Below are 18659 nucleotides of genomic sequence, written 5' to 3'. Positions count from 1 at the left end.
ACATGGAGCGCGATGACCTGCACCGGGAGGTGTTCCGCACCCAGGGCAAGCTCACCAGTTGCTTTGGTTACGATGCGATGGGACGCAAGGCCTGGCAGTTTGCATCGACCCTGCCGGCAGAAAAGCTGTCGCAGGTGCACAACACCGGCATCAATACGTCGTTGCTGGTGGAGCATGCGTACAACCCGATTCACCGTCGCTACCAGTACGACCCGGCGGGCGAATTGGTGCGCACGCTGGACAAGCTGCGCGGTGAGATCAAGTACGAATACGAAGCCAACGGCCAGTTGCATAGCCGCGATACGGGCTCCCTGGTAGGTAGCGAAGAGTTCCGCTACGACCCGGCAGCCAACCGGCTGGACTTCAATGCGCGGCAACTGGAGAAGGTCAAAGACAACCGCATCAAGCGTTGGCGGGATCAGGAATACCGCTACGACCCGTGGGGTAATCTGATCGAGAAGCGCTCGGGGCATAGCAAGCTGCAGAGTTTTAGCTATGACTGCGAGAACCGGCTGGTGCGGGCGGAAACAATGCTCAACGGTAAGTTGGAAAGCATCGGTACGTATCGCTATGACAGCCTAGGGCGCCGGGTAGTCAAGCAATCCGAGATCAACGGCATCACGGAGCAGAAGCGCTTCCTCTGGCAAGGACTGAGGATGTTGCGTGAGGAGACGCCTGAGCAAAGCATCTTGTACTTGTATGAGCCGGGCAGCTATGCGCCGTTGGCGCGGGTGGATCAGGCGGAAGGGGAAGGGCAGAAGGTCTACTACTTCCATACGGATCAGATTGGGACGCCATTAGAGTTGAGCAACAATGAGGGCGAAATTGTCTGGCAGGCGACATATCGCTCTTGGGGTGCGATTGATCAAATGACGGTCAATGAGGTCGAGCAGAACTTACGCTTTCAGGGCCAGTACTTTGATGCCGAAACTGGACTGCACTACAACACATTCCGATATTATGATGCGGAAGTAGGGCGCTATGTAACAATTGACCCAATCGGGCTGGTGGGGGGGGTCAACCTATATAAGTATGCGCCTAATCCGGTAAGCTGGCAGGATCCATTAGGTTGGATTACCTATAATACAATGCCGGGAATTGAAGGCTTTCAAAAGCACCATATTGTTCCGCAGCAGCTTTCTAATCATGCGGCCATGCAGGCAGGAGAAGTAAATATTCACAAGCTGTCTAATATAATATATTTGCCTAAGTATGAGGAAAATCATCCTACTCGAACTGTGCATCGTGGTTCTCATGCGCAGTATACTGCCGCCGTTGAGAAAAAGCTGGATATTATCCATGATTATGGTAAGAAGAACGGTTGGAGTAAAACCGATTACCAGAAAGCTATCCATGGAGTAATGGTTGATGAGAGGAAAGGTCTTCGTTCCGGCAAAACAATGTTGAATAAAAATTCTGTTCGAGGGGTGGGTTGTGGCTAATAATTATATTCTGAGTATTTCAGATGACTATCCGGAAAGCTATTGGCTTAAAGCTAAGGTTTTATCGGGCGAGGATTCAAGTATCTTTAAGGAAGGTTTGGTTGTAACAAAATCTGTAATTGTCCGATTTGAGAGTGCTAAAAGAATCAGTGCTGCAAAGTTATTGGCATACGATTTTTTCTTTAGTGATGGACCAAATTTGATCTCGCCGCGACTATACGAGCTAATGGTTAATGAGGGTATTTCTGGTGTTCAGTTTATTGATGCTGAATTAATAGTTTCAGGTGTTTCCTATGCCGGCTATAAGATATTCAATGTTGTTACTAGATCGGCTGTTTTTGATTTAGAGAAGTCTGAAAGTGAGCCGTTGCTTAGTTACTTGCCGGATGGGCCGAGATGGTATAGTAAGATTGTGTTGGCTGAGGGGGCTAACTTGCCCAATGATATTGTAAGGGCTGAGGAAGAAATCGCTACCATTGTTGTGGCTGCTCGGGTTAAAACTATTTTTGAGGAAAACAATATTTGTGGCTTGCAGTTCAAGGCATAGCGGCCTTTGGTAAGTCGGGTGTTATGCGTCGCTGTTGAGACTTGATGGTCGTTGGCAGATTGTTCTTTTAAAATTTAGCCTTTTTTGGGGGGCTTGAACACCGCCTTAATCAATGATTGTTCTTCCTATGACGAGTTGCCACTAACGTTCAACCGGAACGGTCATTGGGTCCGACAGTTCAGTAAGTCGTGGCCCGCCACAGCAACGCACTTGATCTGATCTGCGAGTACCGCTGGCAGCCCGATGGTGAAGTGCTGCGTATCCACCACCCGGATGGCACGGCAGAATCCTTTACCTACAACGCCCTTGGCCAAGTACTGACCCACACCGACGGCAAAGGCCAGACCACGCGTCTGCAGCGCACCTCGCGTGGCTTGCCCAGCAGCCGCCAGGATGCCAAAGGGCAGTGGATTCGTTACGAGTACGACAAAGCGATTCGCCTGACCGCGTTGGTCAACGAAAACAGCGCGGCGTACCGCTTTGCCTATGACGCTTCGGACCGCCTGAGTGAAGAAGAGCGGGTGGACAACCTGACCCGGCGCTTCAGCTATGACGCTGGCGGCAATCTGGTGCGCCTGGACGAAATCGGCTATGGCGAAAGCGGCGAGCGCCCGGAGCGCAATACGCTGTTCGAGCGTGACGCGATTGGCCGCTTGCTGGCCAAGGTCAACCGCGATGCCCGCCAGGATTTCGAGTACGACGAGGCCGACCGGCTGCTGAGTATTCAGCGCACGCCGAGCAGTCTGGGTAAACAGCTGGGCATCACGGATGAAAAGCTGAGTTACCACTACGACCTGCTGGGACGCCTGACGCAGGAGCTGACCCCAAGCGGTGCGCTGGACTATGAGTACGACCCGCTCAGCAACCTGACCACACTGACCCTGCCGGATGGCCGCCAGGTCAACCACCTGTACTACGGCAGCGGCCACCTGCACCAGCTGAACCTGGACGGCCAGGTCATCAGCGATATGGAGCGCGATGACCTGCACCGCGAGGTGTACCGTACCCAGGGCAAGCTGGCCAGTTGCTTCGGTTACGACGCGATGGGACGAAAAGCCTGGCAGTTTGCATCGACCCTGCCGGCAGAAAAGCTGTCGCAGGTGCACAACACCGGTATCAACACCTCGTTGCTGGTGGAGCATGCCTACAACCCGATTCACCGTCGCTACCAATACGATCCGTCGGGCGAATTGGTGCGCACGCTGGACAAGCTACGCGGCGAGATCAAGTACGAATACGAAGCCAACGGCCAGTTGCATAGCCGCGATACTGGCTCCCTCGTAGGTAGCGAAGAGTTCCGCTACGACCCGGCAGCCAACCGGCTGGACTTCAATGCGCGGCAACTGGAGAAGGTCAAAGACAACCGCATCAAGCGTTGGCGGGATCAGGAGTACCGCTATGACCCGTGGGGTAACCTGATCGAGAAGCGCTCGGGGCATAGCAAGTTGCAGAGTTTTAGCTATGACTGCGAGAACCGGCTGGTGCGAGCGGAGACGCTGGTGAATGGCAAGCTGGAAAGCACCGGCGCGTATCGCTATGACAGCCTGGGGCGACGGATTGCCAAGCGGTCGGAGATCAATGGCACTGCCGAGCAGAAGCATTTCCTCTGGCAAGGATTACGGATGCTGCGTGAGGAGACGCCGGGGATGTATTTGTATGAGCCGGGAAACTATGCGCAGGGGCAGTCGAGTTTTGGCATCAAAGTACTGGCTCTGGAAGCGTAGGTTCTGCTCCACCTCATTGACCGTCATTTGCTCAGTTGCGCCCCCAAAAGCGACAGGTCGCCTCCCAAATAACCTGGCCCTCGTTATTGGTCATTTCGAAGGGCGTGACGAGATCTCCGGCGTGGCAAAATAGAACTGAACAAAAACTGATAAGAGGCGTTTTCTAGATGAAAATTTTGGTACCAGCCGATAACTATCCGGAAAATCACTGGGTTAAGTATGATCATGCTCATAATGTGGATTATATGGAGTTCTCAACAGGTAAGAAAATTCATGGTGATGTTGCCTCTGTTATCTTTAATGTAAAAGGGCGAGTTAGCATAGCGTCAATCAAAAGTTATGATTACCTTTTTAGTGATGGCCCTGATGTGGTTAGTGCGCATTGTGCTAGGCTTTTGAGAGATAAATGCCCTGAAGACATACAGCTATTACCTGCCAAAATTATAGTTAATGACGAGGTTGCTGGTGAGTATTTTGTTTTAAATATCCTGAATAAGGATTTCGCTTTTGATATGAAAAATTGCGTTTATGTTCCGCTGATAAAAACTATGCCAGATGGGCCAAAAAAATTCAAAAAAATTTCGCTTTTAAATAAGGTGCCAGCTTTTGATATTTTTAGGGCGTCTGAGAGTAGATTTTATGTTGTTCTATCTGATCGCCTTGCACAGAATCTGGAGGCGGAATCAGTTAAAGGCATTCGATTCGTCCCGGATCTAGATGAACTTTAAGTGATTCCTAAAATTTAGGATAAATTAAGCTCCGGCTTTAAGTTAGGGTGGCAATAGAAGGGGGGCTTAGAACGCTGGTCGAGAAGAAATTCATTATTGTTTGAGGTGTTAAGTAAGGTGGGTGCTGTGAGGTGGTAAGTTATTTGGTTTTTATTATTAAATCGGGTCCCGCGAGTTTATGGTGTTATGATTTAAGCGCCTGCCGGCCTGGTTCGGTTTGCTGATGCAACGCGGCTCGCCAACGGAATAGCAATAGTGAATAATCGTCCATAATATTGACTGATGGTGGCTTTGAGTTCCGGCTACAATGGCGTGTAAAACCTACCCAGGTTTAGGCTCATTAACATTGACGATGATGGAAGTGGCTGCCAACTTTGGATCAGTCACTTTGTTTTTTTTGGGCTCCGGCCTTAACCTTGAAGTCGATCAAGATTAGCCTCGATTGATGTATCAGGTGCCTGTTCTCCATCTTGCTGCGCTATTAGCGCGGCGATCGCGGGCAGGTACCTTGCCGGGTGCTTCATCGTTGGCCCGACCATCGAACATACGATCGGCGGCTTTATCGGTAATTCTGGCGAAATGACGACTTGCAGTAAATTGCTGGCAGTTGAAACGGATTTCGACCTGCCCGGGATGATGACCATCGAGAGGTCACGCTTCTACCCCAGTTGACTGAGTATCGACAGCGTGCTGGGCCAAGGCCGGTACTACTTGGATACAAGTCTGCGCCGCTGCGGAGGCTTCTTTTCCCACACCGACAGCCAAGGGCGCAGTGTCCCTTTGATTGACCTTGAACCGGGTCAAAGCATCTACAACCTGAACGAAAAACTCATTTGGTCCGCACCGTAGGCGGACAAACCTACTGCAGACCCTGGACAATTCCTATACTTCGGTGAAGTACCTGACGATTACATTGGCGGCGCTTAGACTTCGGCGAAGGCTTTGATGGTCCGCCACAGCAATGCCCTTGATCTGATCTGAGAGTACCGCTGGCAAACCCAGCGCGACAAGCACCGGGTGGTGGAGTACTGGACCAGCAAGAGTCTCGATTGTTGAGGCAAACGTAGACGGCAAGCCGCGGTTGTTTGCTGCTAGTAACGTCGGGCGATTATCGCCCGCATAACGTGAACTGTTTCAAGAATTAAGAGAGCCTAAGGAAAAACATTTTCAATGGTAGAGACTTTGTTAAAGATTTCAAAAGGTTTGAAATTAAGCTTAAGGTATGATTTTGCGAAATCTTCCAGAAAACTCGATGGTGTCACGACGGGGGCATGGGGAGGGCTTCAAAGGCATGCTTCATGCGCGGCCTGTCAGCCTGATGTGATATCGCTGGCGGAATGTTTGACCAGGGAGTAGAAAATGGCATGTCCATCCGAGAGAAAACAAATGATTGTAGATGCACTGAGAACGCTTGATCTAGATGAGAAAGCAAAATTTTGTGCATGGTGTTTGTATTTCTTCGAGACTGAGTCGGGCTTAATTAGCTTTTTTGATATGGAGTTGGGTGCCTCTGCCAAGGATAAAGTTATCGCTCTGGCGAGGAAATTGTGGCTGAATGACTACGATATAGATGTATTGCAGGGCGATTTGAGGTTTTTAGAGTCATTGGATTGGGATGTGGACGCCGTCAGTGAGGCAGATATCGATGCATCCGAGGGAGTGACGGATTATCTTGCTGCAGCGACTTTTGCTGTAAAAGGTATATTGGCGGATAGTGAAGATGATTTCTATTCTTGCTCTGAGAATGTGATCAACAGATTGGATTATATTATGAGCTTTAGCGAGTCCGATTTAGAGGAAAACCTTGTTGATGCTGAATATGAAAGACAGAAAGTTTTTTTACAGCTAGTCAAATCTGATTCGCTAGAAATTAGTTGGTCACGGTAGCTTTCCGTTTTGGCTATAGTAATTTTTTTGAGTTGAGCATTTAATATCACGCTATGATTTCTAGTTAAGAGTCCAGATCGTGCGAGGTCGGGCTTCAGAGCGGGCTGTTTAACACTGATCCATCAATTTCAAGGTTGCGGTGAGTTTTTATGAAAGAATTTTATAGACTCAGTTGTGCGGAAAGCGATGATGTTCCGCTTTTCTTTGATGAGGTGTGGCTCCCGAAATTGCCAGAGTTTAATCAAGTGATTGCGAATCCCGATGTATTGGGCTTTTCAAATTTTTATAAAATGAACACTGACTTGAATGAACTTCACGTCGATGTGATGTTTGAGCAGTATCTCGCGTCATCGGAATTTATTCGAATATGCGAAAAATTGAATTGTAAGTTTCTGAGCATACCTGTGGCGATTTCGCTTCGCGGCTCAACGAAGCCTGAAAAAGATTATAGTTTTTTCTGTGTGCTTAGTAGATGTTCATTGCTAGATGTTGATCTGTCTACCTTTGAATTGGTGGATGACGGGCTTTTGCGTCCAGAGAACGAACGCCAAAATATGTCTCCGTTATATGCTCGAATAGATAGGTTTGCCGCCAGGTCAGATGTAGAATATGATTTATTTTACTGCGAAGAATTGAAGCAAATGGTCTGTTCTTCTGGGTTTAGAGAGGCGTATTTGAATAATAGTTTCATTGGCCTCTATTTTGAAAAAATTGATGAAGGATTTGTATATGCCCCATGGGGTTGATCTCGCAAGGTCAAGCATTCAGAACTGCGCGGGAAAAAGGCACGCATTACCGTTGCGTGAGAAATTATATGGCCCATTTGGAAATGGAAGTCATTGCGATCGCGGATTTGCTAGCATGTGGTGGAAGCGTATCTCATGAAGTAATTGTCGGAGCCATACCCTTAGATCGAAATGGGAACCTGTGGGTCGAACTACAGGAGTTTCATATCGAATCCTTGGGTAGGAGTCCTCATTTGGTGGAGTACTGTATATAATTGAGTCGTCTCTAAAAGTTAATGGTCTCAGATTATTTGATGAGGTGGAACCTGTTTCAGGTGAATTTGAGGGGTCTCTAGTGCGTAAAAATAAATCTGTCAAATATGCTTCGGGTAGTATCCTTGCTTTTAAAGTTGACGAGGGAGTTTACGGGTTTGCGAGATTGATAAGGCAGATAGAGCTCGGCTACGTCTCTGAGATTTATTGTGAAACTGCAGGGTCCCCAATAGAGGGCGTATCTGTCATAAAGACGATAAAAAAATACCCTGTTATACTGGATACATATTCATTGTTAGAGATGGGAGAGGGGGAGTGGTCTGTGATCGACAATGCGACAGGAGAAAATGACGATAAAGTAGATCAGTTGAGATTTGTATTCGGTACTCCACCATACGACTTGAAAAGCATTGATGTAAATGAGGATGAGAGAAAAATATCAGAGAATGAATCTTTAGGCTTGCCCCCTTATGAGCAGATGGGCGATGAAGATGTCAAGGAGCTTTTCTGAGCAAGGTGCGTCAAATTGCATATTGTTATAATACCTTTATAAGTCTCTTGAAGTTCGGTGTAGTGTTGGTTTATTAGTTGGTGTGATGCTAGGAGTGTGCCATTTTATTCAGCATGAGTGGGCCAAGCTCAATGTGAAAGGATAGAAAAGGAATAGTGCGCCAGCTATTCTGCTAAAAGGCAGTTCTGGTGAATCGCATGCTATGTTTTCGTCGATGTAGCGCACCAGGCGTAGGGTTTCAGGATTTGGAGGGACATTGCGCGACGAGTTCAACGTCGCGTACAGGGAAATGATCGACGCCGGAGTTAGTCCAAGCGCTGCTCAACGTGCAGCAAGTAAATCATATAAATACTACGAAGCTTTGGGAGCGTTTTAGTAATGATGATATTTTCTGAGAGTCATGATGGTGCCTCTGAAGCAAGTATTGGAGAATTATGTAAGCGCCTTGGTATTTCCAGCGCGTCTTGGATCGTCGATTTCTGGAAGAAAAGCGATGGGTCTCTCTTGAATGATCAGGTGTCGATCTATTCGGTAGGTGACGTTGAGGAACGTAATCAGACATTTGCAATTGACAAGAATTTCAGAGGCATGATTGCCGTTGGGGATGACTCTGGCGGTCGAGTGTTATTGATAGATAAAAACGGATCGGGCAATATTTTTCTCGTGGATTCAGGAAGTGTGTCGCTAGAAGGTTCCGATCAATTTGGAACTCTCGATAAACTCTTAGATTTTATAGAGGACGATGGTGAGAAGGGTAGCTCGGGTGGCGGGATAGGAGACATTATAACCATAGGCGGCTGCAAGCCTACTCTTGATGAGGTGGTTGGTATAAAGAAATTGTTGGGAGTTGATTTGTCGGTAGTGCACTTGAGGTCGATATTAAGTGAGCCTGGGAAAGTTGTCATGAGGTCTGTGTACTTGCAGAAATATGAAGATGTTTTGATTAGGTTTTCGCATCTTATTGAGTTTAAGTGATGCTCGCTAAATTTTTTGGTTGTGAGTTTCTGCTTTGTCACATGTCACTGGGGTTTGGCGTGGTTGTGCTCTTTAATAACTAAGTGTGTATAATAGTGCTTCATGCTGTTTCTAACTCTGCCTGTTAGTATGAGCTGTATAGTCGAACACTGGACCAGCGACGGCGAGGATTACCATTATCCGTTACGACGTCGCCCAGCCCACCAGCTGGGTCACCGATATACTGGTCCGCGAGCTGGAGACCCACTACAACGAAGGCCTACGTGTAATCGCCAGCCGCGACTTAGGCGGCAAGCGCTACGGCATGGGTTATCCAACTGCAAGCCCAACACCTATGGTGGAACGCCTACGTCCAGGCCGATCGCTTCCAGGACTGCTCGGGCAAAAGCACCTACTACCGCTACGATGAGCGGCAACACCTGATCGCCGTCACCGATGCGTTGAACCAGACCACCACGCTGGAGCGCAAACCCGACGGCGAAGTGCTGCGTATCCACCACCCGGATGGCACGGCAGAATCCTTTACCTACAACGCCCTTGGCCAGGTACTGACCCACACCGACGGCAAAGGCCAGACCACACGTCTGCAGCGCACCTCGCGTGGCTTGCCCAGCAGCCGCCAGGATGCCAAAGGGCAGTGGATTCGTTACGAATACGACAAAGCGATTCGCCTGACTGTGTTGGTCAACGAAAACAGCGCGGCCTACCGCTTCGCCTATGACGCCTCGGACCGCCTGAGTGAAGAAGTGCGGGTGGACAACCTGACCCGGCGCTTCAGCTATGACGCTGGCGGCAATCTGGTGCGCCTGGACGAAATCGGCTATGGCGAAAACGGCGAGCGCCCGGAGCGCAATACGCTGTTCGAGCGTGACGCGATTGGCCGCTTGCTGGCCAAGGTCAACCGTGATGCACGCCAGGATTTCGAGTACGACGAGGCCGACCGTGTACTGAGTATTCAGCGCATGCCGAGCAGTCTGGGTAAACAGCGGTGCACTTGCGACAGCTGGTCGGCGGGTAACGTTGACGCAAACTGCCACGTTTTGATCAGGCGGAGGGACAAGATCAGAAGGTCTACTACTTCCACACTGACCAGATTGGTACTCCGCTGGGACTAACGGATAGCGAGGGTCAGATTGTTTAAAAAATAGGTGTTGACTTTTTTAGGACTTTGTAGGAGTAGATGATGAACTGGACGGAATTCGAAGGCGAAATTACGCCGCTTGTCAAACAAGCTTTGGATGAGTTGCAGCGGGCGCACTCTGACGAAAGATTTTACGCATTTTCTCTTTATACTGACAGCAGTGCAATGACTATTGCCGTTGCAGGCAACTCTCTCGAAGCATTGGATCTAAAAGTTCAGAAAGAAGATGAGGAGGACCGCGAGGATTCCTTCCCGTATTTCAAGTGGGCTACTTCAGAGTGGGTGTATGAGGGCTGGCGTAGGGATCTGTTTAAAAATGCTTGTAAGGAGTTGAGATTGGACAGTGAGCGTACTGATATTTCGACATTCAGGGAGGGGCTTTATTCTGCCATGACAAGCATTTTAAGTTCGTTGCGAGAGACAGGCTTCTTTCAGAGCTTTTTGGTGACAGAACCTATTTTGTTTGTCAGCGTTACCGATGATGACGCTGCTGAAGAGCTTGAAAATAGAACGGTTTGCAGGCTTAATTCTTTGGATATTTATGAAGAGTTTTCAAGCAGGTATGAAGCCTGATTATGTTTTCGTGAGCGTTAGATGATCGGCAGTAAGATGGGCTAAAAATTGAGCGATTATAATTACCAGTCATCCGAAAGTTAAGGTTTATATGTTGCGGTTTTGATATGTGGTTGGAGTAACGCTTAAACGGTGGCACGGGAAAATTCCGCGTACTGGCGAGGCTTTTGCGAAAAACGTTACAATCGGTGAAGCACTCAATAAGTCACTTGGTAAGGCTCCAAATGGTAATTCTTCCGGAGGATGTGGATAATGAAGCAAAGTGCACAGGTTGAACTGTTTTCGCCGGGGATCGTATTGTTTGATCCGGCGGTCTTGTCAAGCTTCATCAAGTATAGTGGCGTGATGGAAGTGAACGTATTTGAGCAGTTCATTCAAAACCCGAGCCTGGGCAGGTCAGCCATTGAAAATGGTGTGATATGTCCGATTTATCAGATATCAGAGCAGGATTACTCAGTCTTCATTGAGGGCGCAAATGGTGCTGGGTATGAGTTGCCAGCACCAGCATTTTCTTACTCTGGCTTTCCGCTCAAGGTCGAATCGGGTATATTGATTGTCTCTGATTTAAATGCTCTTTTAGACTGGGATGATGACTTTTTTTTGAACTACAAGGCCAATTACGATTCTCGACTTCCGGGTAACGATTTCCTTGAAGTTGAATCAGGCCTTTATAGTTTAACGATTAAGGGATATGCTGGGCTTCGTCAACCATTATCAACCTGTGGCTATGAGTTGAAGCTTCAAGCCGTGGACAGCTTGCCTGGTGTTCCTGAAGACGCCTCTGTAGATGATGTAGGCTTTGAGTTGGGTGGCACCTAGAGACTTTGCAGGGATGAGATGGGGTTTATTGGAGACGTATTTCTCACCCGCACCCTCGTGACCGACATCAAGTGTGTGGTCGGCAACGAGGCTGTCGAAACGCTGACCGCTACGACGAACACGGCCAGCTCAGCACGGTGATCAACCGCAACGGCGACACCGTGCGCAGCTTCAGCTACGCCGACGGTGTAATGGCAAGCCACAGTAATGCTCTGGGCCTGACCTGCCATTACCGCTGGGAAACCCTTGATGGCCAACCCCGCGTGGTCGAGCACTGGACCAGCGACAGCGAGCACTTCCATTTCCGCTACGACTTCACCCAGCGCATCAGCTGGGCCACGGACGTACTCGGCCGCGAGCTGGAGGTGCAGTACAACGACGACCACCGCGTCATTGCCAGCCGCGACTACGGCGGCGAGCGCTACGCCATCGACCTGGACGATTTCGGCAACATGGTCGGCCTGACCCTGCCGGACGGCAACCAGCTGCACTTCAAGTACGACGAGTTCGTCCGCCTGCTCGAAGAAACCGACCCGCTGGGCCGCACCATCGCCTACGAATACCACCACCTGACCACCTTGGTGACCAAGGTGACCTACCCGGACGGCAGCACGTGGCAGGCGCGCTACGACGACAAGGGCAACCTGCTGGCCGAGTTCGATGCGCTGGGCCAGATGACCGAGTACCTCAACGGCGAAGATGGCCTGCCGCACACCATCATCGACGCGACGTACAAGTCCAAGTACCTGTGGTGGAACACCCTGGCCCAGGTCGAGCGTTTCCAGGACTGTTCGGGCAAGAGCACCTACTACCGCTATGACGAGCGTCAGCACCTGGTGGCGGTGACCGATGCGCTGAACCAGACCACCACGCTGGAACGCAAACCGGACGGGGAGGTGGTCAAGATCGACCATCCGGACGGCACGGCAGAGACCTTTACCTACAACGTCTACGGCCAGGTGCTGAGCCACACCGATGGCAAGGGCCAGACTACACGTTTGCTGCGCACCGCCCGAGGCCTGCCGAGCAGCCGCCAGGATGCCAAAGGTCAGCAAGTTCGCTATGAGTACGACAAGGCCGTGCGCCTGACCGCGCTGGTCAACGAAAACAGCATGCCGTACCGCTTTGCCTACGATGCCTCGGACCGGCTGATTGAAGAAGTGCGGGTGGACAACCTGACCCGGCGCTTCACCTACAACGACGGCGGTCATCTGACCCGGCTGGACGAAATCGGCTACGGCGAGAACGGTGAACAGCCCCAGCGCGAAACGCTGTTCGAACGCGATCCGATTGGCCGGCTGATGGCCAAGCTCAACCGCGATGCGCGACAAGACTATGCCTATGACGATGTCGACCGGTTGCTAAGCATCCAACGTCAACCCAGCGGCATCGGCAAACAACTCGGCATCATCGAAGAAAAGCTGGAGTACGCCTACGACCTGCTGGGCCGACTGACCCAGGAAACCACCCCACAAGGCGTGCTCGGCTACGAATACGACCCGCTGAGCAACCTGACCACACTGACCCTGCCGGACGGGCGCAAGGTCAACCACCTGTACTACGGCAGCGGCCACCTGCACCAGCTGAACCTGGACGGCCAGGTGATCAGCGACATGGAGCGCGATGACCTGCACCGGGAGGTGTTCCGCACCCAGGGCAAGCTCACCAGTTGCTTTGGTTACGATGCGATGGGACGCAAGGCCTGGCAGTTTGCATCGACCCTGCCGGCAGAAAAGCTGTCGCAGGTGCACAACACCGGTATCAACACCTCGTTGCTGGTGGAGCATGCCTACAACCCGATTCACCGTCGCTACCAGTACGACCCGGCGGGCGAATTGGTGCGCACGCTGGACAAGCTGCGTGGCGAGATCAAGTACGAATACGAAGCCAACGGCCAGTTGCATAGCCGCGATACCGGCTCCCTCGTAGGCAGCGAAGAGTTCCGCTACGACCCGGCAGCCAACCGGCTGGACTTCAATGCGCGGCAACTGGAGAAGGTCAAAGACAACCGCATCAAGCGTTGGCGGGATCAGGAATACCGCTACGACCCGTGGGGTAACCTGATCGAGAAGCGCTCGGGGCATCGCAAGCTCCAGAGCTTTAGCTATGACTGCGAGAACCGGCTGGTGCGGGCAGAAACAATGCTCAACGGTAAGTTGGAAAGCATCAGTACGTATCGCTATGACAGCCTAGGGCGCCGGGTAGTCAAGCAATCCGAGATCAACGGCATCACGGAGCAGAAGCGCTTCCTTTGGCAAGGGCTGAGGATGCTGCGCGAGGAGACGCCGGGGCAGAGCATTTTGTATTTCTACGAGCCGGGTAGCTATGCGCCGTTGGCACGGGTGGATCAGGCGGAAGGGGACGAGCAAAAGGTCTATTACTTCCATACGGATCACATTGGGACGCCGCTGGAGTTAAGTAGCAGCGAAGGCGAGATCGTCTGGCAGGCGACCTATCGGCCATGGGGCGCGCTCGAACAGCTTGCGGTCAAGGATGTTGAGCAGAATCTGCGTTTCCAAGGTCAGTACTATGATGACGAGACGGGACTGCATTACAATACTTTTAGATATTATTCGCCGGAGACTGGTCGTTTTAATACTCAGGATCCGATCGGTCTGCATGGAAGTGTGAATCTATATTTTTACGCACCTAATCCAATACGATGGATAGATCCTCTGGGCTGGTATAACGGAGAAGGTGTTCGTCAGCTTGGCGTATATGACATATTTCATGAGAAAACGTTGGCGCCCTCTGAGTTTAAACTTAATGACGCCACCCATTTCAGTCTCGCCAATCAATCGGTGTATGAGCGCATGAATGTTGATGCCGATTTCAAAGCCACAATTGAGGCAAAATATCCCGGCATCACTAAGCATGTGCAACCTCGTATTGATGGTAGCTTCTCAGGAGATTCACCTCCGAAGCTAACTTGGCACCATGGTGATAGCCCTGGCTCCCTGCAATTGGTAGATAGGCTTGATCACAAAACCTATCACAAAATATATCACCCTGATGGTACGGGTGGTCGTAATAAATGGGGCGGTGGTACCGCCTGTAGATGATGGAGATATGATGAAAACATATAATGGGTTTGCCGCACTCCTGAAGGACGTCAATCAGCTTCCAGTCACTGGGTGGATTTTTATTGATCGAGGTATTGATGTGGGGTCCGAGGCTTCGATTGCTGAAGCTAATTACCACCTCGCCGAAACTGAGCTCGAACAGATTGATTTCGAGAAAACCAAAAAGACTTTCGTTGAGTGTCCAACCCTTTTAGATATTGTTTCAATTCTTGATAAAAGACCGACTCGCCAACACTTGAGTGACTACATCGGTGGCGTGATTTATTATCGAGAAAATGACGATTTCCTTGACTGAGTTTCAGGCTTTTTTTGCTGGCGTAACATCAGGCTTCTTCTTTGGTGTGTGTGCTTGTCGGTTGGTGCGGTTAACCAAATTGGTGGTTAGATAGGAGGGGTACGTAAGTTATTGGGCTGGCCCTATAATGCTCTTTAACAAAGGAATGGAATTGTGTATGGGGCTGATGAAGCCCCATTTTTTCACAACCACTCTGGGTGTAATCAAATTGTTGTCGCTCTCGGCTGCCGAGAATTATCGTTCCTGCCGGTGCTCGATAAAGTTTTAGGCTCTGTACGAGAAGGGATCTCACAAACCGGTTACGGCGAGAATAGCGAACAGCCCCAGCGCGAAACGCTGTTCGAACGCGATCCGATTGGCCGGCTGATGGCCAAGCTCAACCGCGATGCGCGACAAGACTATGCGTATGACGATGTCGACCGGTTGCTGAGCATTCAGCGGCAACCCAGCGGCATCGGCAAACAACTCGGCATCACCGAAGAAAAGCTGGAGTACACCTGCGACCTGCTGGGCCGACTGACCCAGGAAATCACCCCACAGGGCGTGCTCGGCTACGAATACGACCCACTGAGCAACCTGACCACACTGACCCTGCCGGATGGCCGCAAGGTCAACCACCTGTACTACGGCAGCGGCCACCTGCACCAGATGAACCTGGACGGCCAGGTCATCAGCGACATGGAGCGCGATGACCTGCACCGCGAGGTGTTCCGTACCCAGGGCAAGCTGACCAGTTGCTTTGATTACGACGCCATGGGGCGCAAAGCGTGGCAGTTTGCGTCAACGCTACCCGCCGACAAGCTGTCTCAAGTGCACAACCCCGGCATCAATACGTCGTTGTTGGTGGAACATGCCTACAACCCGATTCACCGCCGTTACCAGTACGACCCGGCCGGGGAGTTGGTGCGTACGCTGGACAAGCTACGCGGGGAGATCAAGTACGAATACGAAGCCAACGGCCAGTTGCACAGCCGTGATACCGGTTCCCTCGTAGGTAGCGAAGAGTTCCGCTATGACGCTGCGGCCAACCGCTTGGACTTCAATGCGCGTCAGTTTGATAAGGTCCAAGACAACCGCATCAAGCGTTGGCGGGATCAGAAGTATCGCTATGATCCGTGGGGCAACCTGATCGAAAAGCGCTCGGGGCATAGCAAGCTTCAGAGTTTTAGCTATGACTGCGAGAACCGGCTGGTTCGGGCGGAGACACTGGTCAACGGCAAGTTGGCGAGCACAGGCAAGTATCGCTATGACAGCCTAGGGCGGCGGGTAGCCAAGCAATCCGAGATCAACGGCATCACGGAGCAGAAGCACTTCCTCTGGCAAGGGCTGAGGATGCTGCGTGAGGAAACGCCTGAGCAGAACATCCTGTATTGCTATGAGCCGGGTAGCTATGCGCCGTTGGCTCGTGTTGATCAGGCGGAGGGACAAGAGCAGAAGATCTACTACTTCCACACCGATCAGATCGGTACGCCCCTAGAAATGAGCAATAGCGAGGGTGAGATTGTTTGGCAGGCGACGTATCGGTCTTGGGGGGCGATTGAGCAACTGACGATCAATGAAGTCGAGCAGAATCTGCGTTTCCAAGGCCAGTACTCTGATGCTGAAACTGGCTTGCACTACAACACATTTAGGTACTACGACTCTGGAGTTGGACGCTTCATTACTCAAGATCCAATTGGCCTGAGTGGCAGTTTTAATCTCTATAAATACGCTATGAACTCCGTGGTGTGGATCGATCCATGGGGGTTGACATGTTCGACTGATGCTAAAGCTTTCAGAGCAAATATGGTTGCGGCAGGCAAGTCCGAGCCTGCTTTCAAGAATTCGGCTCACCATATTGTGATGTCTAACTCTACAGATGTGCGGATGGTTGCTCTTCAAACTAAAATGAATAAATTAAATATCGACATTAATACAGCGGAAAATGGAATATTCTTGCCATCTAATAGCAAGGTAAAACTTCCTGCAGGTAGTACGCTGCCTAATCACGCGAGCATCCATACGAACGCCTACAAGCAAAAGGTTTATGATAGACTAATTTCAGTAAATAATAGCACTGACTTCTTGAGTGAGCTGAATAAAATTAACTCAGAAATCGCTCGTGGTTTGTTTTGATTAGTGAGGTGACTTGGTGGGCGAATTAAATTACCTTAAAAAGAAATTTGAAAGAATTGAATCCAATTCCGCTAGTTTTAGGGCGGATTACTTGTCTGAGGCGCTGTCACAGGTATCTAGGAAAGTAATAACCAAAGGACCTTTTTATAATATTTGCCCGTATGAGATTGAGCGCGCAGGTTTTAAAAAGGGTAGGGTGTTAAAAAAGTTACCTGCAAGTATAAAAAATACGCACGTATATCATCTCGATGAAGGCGAGCGAATCCTGTTTGTGGAAGTGTATGGCCAGTCAGAAAATATAGTGAGTAAAGAGTTTTATAAATATAACGATGGCTCGATTGAACGTATACATTTTACCAGCGTCGGTAAGCTGAGAAATATCTTGTTGTCTGAGGTCGAGGGGGGGCTGATATCTCGAGATTTAAATTGGGGGGCGTTTGGCTGTAGCGAATCGCTATATGAGTACTCTAGTACACAGCTGGAGAAAATAAAAATACGGCAAAAAGAGCATTCAAATAGCGAGTTCTCCGAGTTCGAGGTTGTTTTTGAATATAACGGTGATGAGCTGGTTCGGATAGTGAATGTTTTCCCTGAAGGTTATCAAGAACAACGTTTTCCATGTTAACCTGATAATCGAAATCGATCCCTGGGCCGCAAGACTGAGTATCTAAACGGGGAAGACGGCTAGCCGCACACCGTCATTGATGCCCACTTCGTGTCCAAGTACCTGTGGTGGAACGCCTACGCCCAGGTTGATCGCTTTGAGGACTGCTCGGGGAAAAGCACCTATTACCGCTACGATGAGCTGCAGCACCTGATCGCCGTCACCGATGCGATGAACCAGACCACTACGCTGGAGGGATAACCCGACGGCGAAGTGCTGGGTAGCCACCACCCGGATGGCACGGCAGAATCCTTAACTTTCAACGGCCTCGGCCGCAAAGGCGAAGAATGTTGGTAGGATCTCTGGGGCTGGGTGTGGGTGAGTAGGACAATATGATTAAATTCATGGTTGCGACAGTCGAATGTTATGAGGAAGATGGTGTTCTAACAGTGGCATTGGGCGACGATGCGTTCGATCCTAAAAACTTCATAATAATAAGTCGCTTAGACGATGAAGATAATGAAGCTGTAGATCAATGCATTGGGTTACAAACTGGCAAGTCTCAATATGAAGCAGCCGACGCGATTAAAGCTGTTGTTCTGAATCAGGATTATCTGGAGGTGCTTGTAAAGCCAAAATTCGTCGATCACTTTGGCGGAGCCAAAATTGTTGGTGAATTCCCGCTGGGGCATGGAGTGACGAAGGACGAAATATCTAAGCTGCATACTTACTTGAGCAAGATATTCACTGGCAGTCAAGTAGTGCTTCTGCTTTAAAATTGCTTGATGTTATAAGCGGCGATTTGAGTGCAGGTGAGAGCTGATTGTGGTGCGGGATTGGAGCATCACGCGATCTTTAAAATTTTAAATTAATATCGTGAGGCGTATAACGCCTCACGATAACCAATCGTCATCGTGAACGTTCCGTAACAAATTAAGTCCGCCAAGAAATCCATCGTGGCGTGCCCTCAAGTTCACCGCAGGCTTAATCGCTGTTGAAGTCGCCAGCCGCTACGTGGTCGAACCGGTCGCCTCACCACCGGCCGTAAACTGATCCCCGACGAAATCGACTTCAGCCTGCCAGGCCTGATGCCGATCGAATGGTCTCGCTTCTACGCCAGCGACCTCACCGTCGACAGCGTGCTCGGCCGCGGCTGGGTACTGCCGTGGGAACAAAGCCTTCGCCGCAGCGGCAACTTCGTCTACCTCACCGACAAC

The 18659-nt window shown here is 50.3% G+C and carries 13 protein-coding genes and 7 pseudogenes; all 20 read left to right on the top strand.

The window, feature by feature from the left end:
* A partial coding sequence (locus ACNQPL_RS26145; RefSeq protein ID WP_416468334.1) for an RHS repeat-associated core domain-containing protein occupies nt 1-1442 on the top strand: 1442 nt, incomplete at its 5' end.
* Complete coding sequence (locus ACNQPL_RS26140; protein WP_416468333.1) at nt 1435-1989, top strand: hypothetical protein; 555 nt, start codon at nt 1435-1437, stop codon at nt 1987-1989. The genes ACNQPL_RS26145 and ACNQPL_RS26140, both read left to right, overlap by 8 nt.
* Nucleotides 1990-2225: 236 nt before the next feature.
* A pseudogene (locus ACNQPL_RS26135) lies at nt 2226-3665 on the top strand (type IV secretion protein Rhs); the annotation flags it as partial.
* A gap of 215 nt (nt 3666-3880) precedes the next feature.
* Nucleotides 3881-4441 (top strand): hypothetical protein, encoded by a 561-nt coding sequence (locus tag ACNQPL_RS26130; RefSeq protein WP_416468332.1) that lies wholly within the window; start codon nt 3881-3883, stop codon nt 4439-4441.
* A gap of 1359 nt (nt 4442-5800) precedes the next feature.
* Nucleotides 5801-6328: a hypothetical protein gene (locus tag ACNQPL_RS26125; RefSeq protein WP_416468331.1), complete on the top strand. Its 528-nt coding sequence runs from the start codon at nt 5801-5803 to the stop codon at nt 6326-6328.
* 149 nt (nt 6329-6477) lie between these two features.
* Nucleotides 6478-7074, top strand: a complete 597-nt coding sequence (locus tag ACNQPL_RS26120; protein ID WP_416468330.1) for a hypothetical protein — start codon at nt 6478-6480, stop codon at nt 7072-7074.
* A 334-nt stretch (nt 7075-7408) separates the two neighbouring features.
* Entirely contained in the window at nt 7409-7837 is a 429-nt protein-coding gene (locus tag ACNQPL_RS26115; protein ID WP_416468329.1) for a hypothetical protein, read from the top strand.
* Nucleotides 7838-8069: 232 nt separating this feature from the next.
* A pseudogene (locus tag ACNQPL_RS26110) lies at nt 8070-8213 on the top strand (hypothetical protein); the annotation flags it as partial.
* 2 nt (nt 8214-8215) lie between these two features.
* Complete coding sequence (locus ACNQPL_RS26105) at nt 8216-8812, top strand: SMI1/KNR4 family protein (RefSeq protein ID WP_416468328.1); 597 nt, start codon at nt 8216-8218, stop codon at nt 8810-8812.
* 138 nt (nt 8813-8950) lie between these two features.
* Nucleotides 8951-9798: pseudogene (locus ACNQPL_RS26100) on the top strand (hypothetical protein); the annotation flags it as partial.
* Between the two features lie 44 nt (nt 9799-9842).
* A complete protein-coding gene (locus ACNQPL_RS26095) occupies nt 9843-9953 on the top strand; it encodes an RHS domain-containing protein (RefSeq protein WP_416468335.1) in 111 nt (36 codons plus the stop codon).
* A gap of 42 nt (nt 9954-9995) precedes the next feature.
* The gene (locus ACNQPL_RS26090) at nt 9996-10526 is read left to right on the top strand and encodes a DUF4303 domain-containing protein (protein ID WP_416468327.1); all 531 of its coding nucleotides are present in this window, start codon (nt 9996-9998) and stop codon (nt 10524-10526) included.
* A 252-nt stretch (nt 10527-10778) separates the two neighbouring features.
* Complete coding sequence (locus tag ACNQPL_RS26085) at nt 10779-11345, top strand: hypothetical protein (RefSeq protein ID WP_416468326.1); 567 nt, start codon at nt 10779-10781, stop codon at nt 11343-11345.
* Between the two features lie 57 nt (nt 11346-11402).
* Nucleotides 11403-14026: pseudogene (locus ACNQPL_RS26080) on the top strand (RHS repeat-associated core domain-containing protein); the annotation flags it as partial.
* Nucleotides 14027-14417: 391 nt separating this feature from the next.
* Nucleotides 14418-14723, top strand: coding sequence for a hypothetical protein (locus ACNQPL_RS26075; RefSeq protein WP_346616238.1), 306 nt, complete (start codon nt 14418-14420; stop codon nt 14721-14723).
* 285 nt (nt 14724-15008) lie between these two features.
* Nucleotides 15009-16838: pseudogene (locus ACNQPL_RS26070) on the top strand (RHS repeat-associated core domain-containing protein); the annotation flags it as partial.
* A 16-nt stretch (nt 16839-16854) separates the two neighbouring features.
* The gene (locus tag ACNQPL_RS26065) at nt 16855-17463 is read left to right on the top strand and encodes a hypothetical protein (RefSeq protein WP_416468325.1); all 609 of its coding nucleotides are present in this window, start codon (nt 16855-16857) and stop codon (nt 17461-17463) included.
* Nucleotides 17462-17778 (top strand): annotated as a pseudogene (locus ACNQPL_RS26060) (hypothetical protein); the annotation flags it as partial. The gene ACNQPL_RS26065 and the pseudogene ACNQPL_RS26060, both read left to right, overlap by 2 nt.
* Nucleotides 17779-17834: 56 nt before the next feature.
* The gene (locus ACNQPL_RS26055) at nt 17835-18218 is read left to right on the top strand and encodes a hypothetical protein (protein ID WP_416468324.1); all 384 of its coding nucleotides are present in this window, start codon (nt 17835-17837) and stop codon (nt 18216-18218) included.
* A gap of 187 nt (nt 18219-18405) precedes the next feature.
* Nucleotides 18406-18659, top strand: a pseudogene (locus ACNQPL_RS26050) (DUF6531 domain-containing protein); the annotation flags it as partial.

The organism is Pseudomonas sp. LFS044 (genome assembly GCF_047978245.1).
Classification (GTDB): Bacteria; Pseudomonadota; Gammaproteobacteria; order Pseudomonadales; family Pseudomonadaceae; genus Aquipseudomonas.
Note: the sequence above shows the minus strand (reverse complement) of the source record. Positions and strands in the feature narration are given on the sequence as shown.

Coding starts and splice junctions, on each gene's coding strand:
- ACNQPL_RS26130 (WP_416468332.1), top strand. CDS start 3,881: ATGAAAATTTTGGTACCAGCCGATAACTATCCGGAAAATCACTGGGTT.
- ACNQPL_RS26125 (WP_416468331.1), top strand. CDS start 5,801: ATGGCATGTCCATCCGAGAGAAAACAAATGATTGTAGATGCACTGAGA.
- ACNQPL_RS26120 (WP_416468330.1), top strand. CDS start 6,478: ATGAAAGAATTTTATAGACTCAGTTGTGCGGAAAGCGATGATGTTCCG.
- ACNQPL_RS26105 (WP_416468328.1), top strand. CDS start 8,216: ATGATGATATTTTCTGAGAGTCATGATGGTGCCTCTGAAGCAAGTATT.
- ACNQPL_RS26090 (WP_416468327.1), top strand. CDS start 9,996: ATGAACTGGACGGAATTCGAAGGCGAAATTACGCCGCTTGTCAAACAA.
- ACNQPL_RS26085 (WP_416468326.1), top strand. CDS start 10,779: ATGAAGCAAAGTGCACAGGTTGAACTGTTTTCGCCGGGGATCGTATTG.
- ACNQPL_RS26075 (WP_346616238.1), top strand. CDS start 14,418: ATGAAAACATATAATGGGTTTGCCGCACTCCTGAAGGACGTCAATCAG.
- ACNQPL_RS26055 (WP_416468324.1), top strand. CDS start 17,835: ATGATTAAATTCATGGTTGCGACAGTCGAATGTTATGAGGAAGATGGT.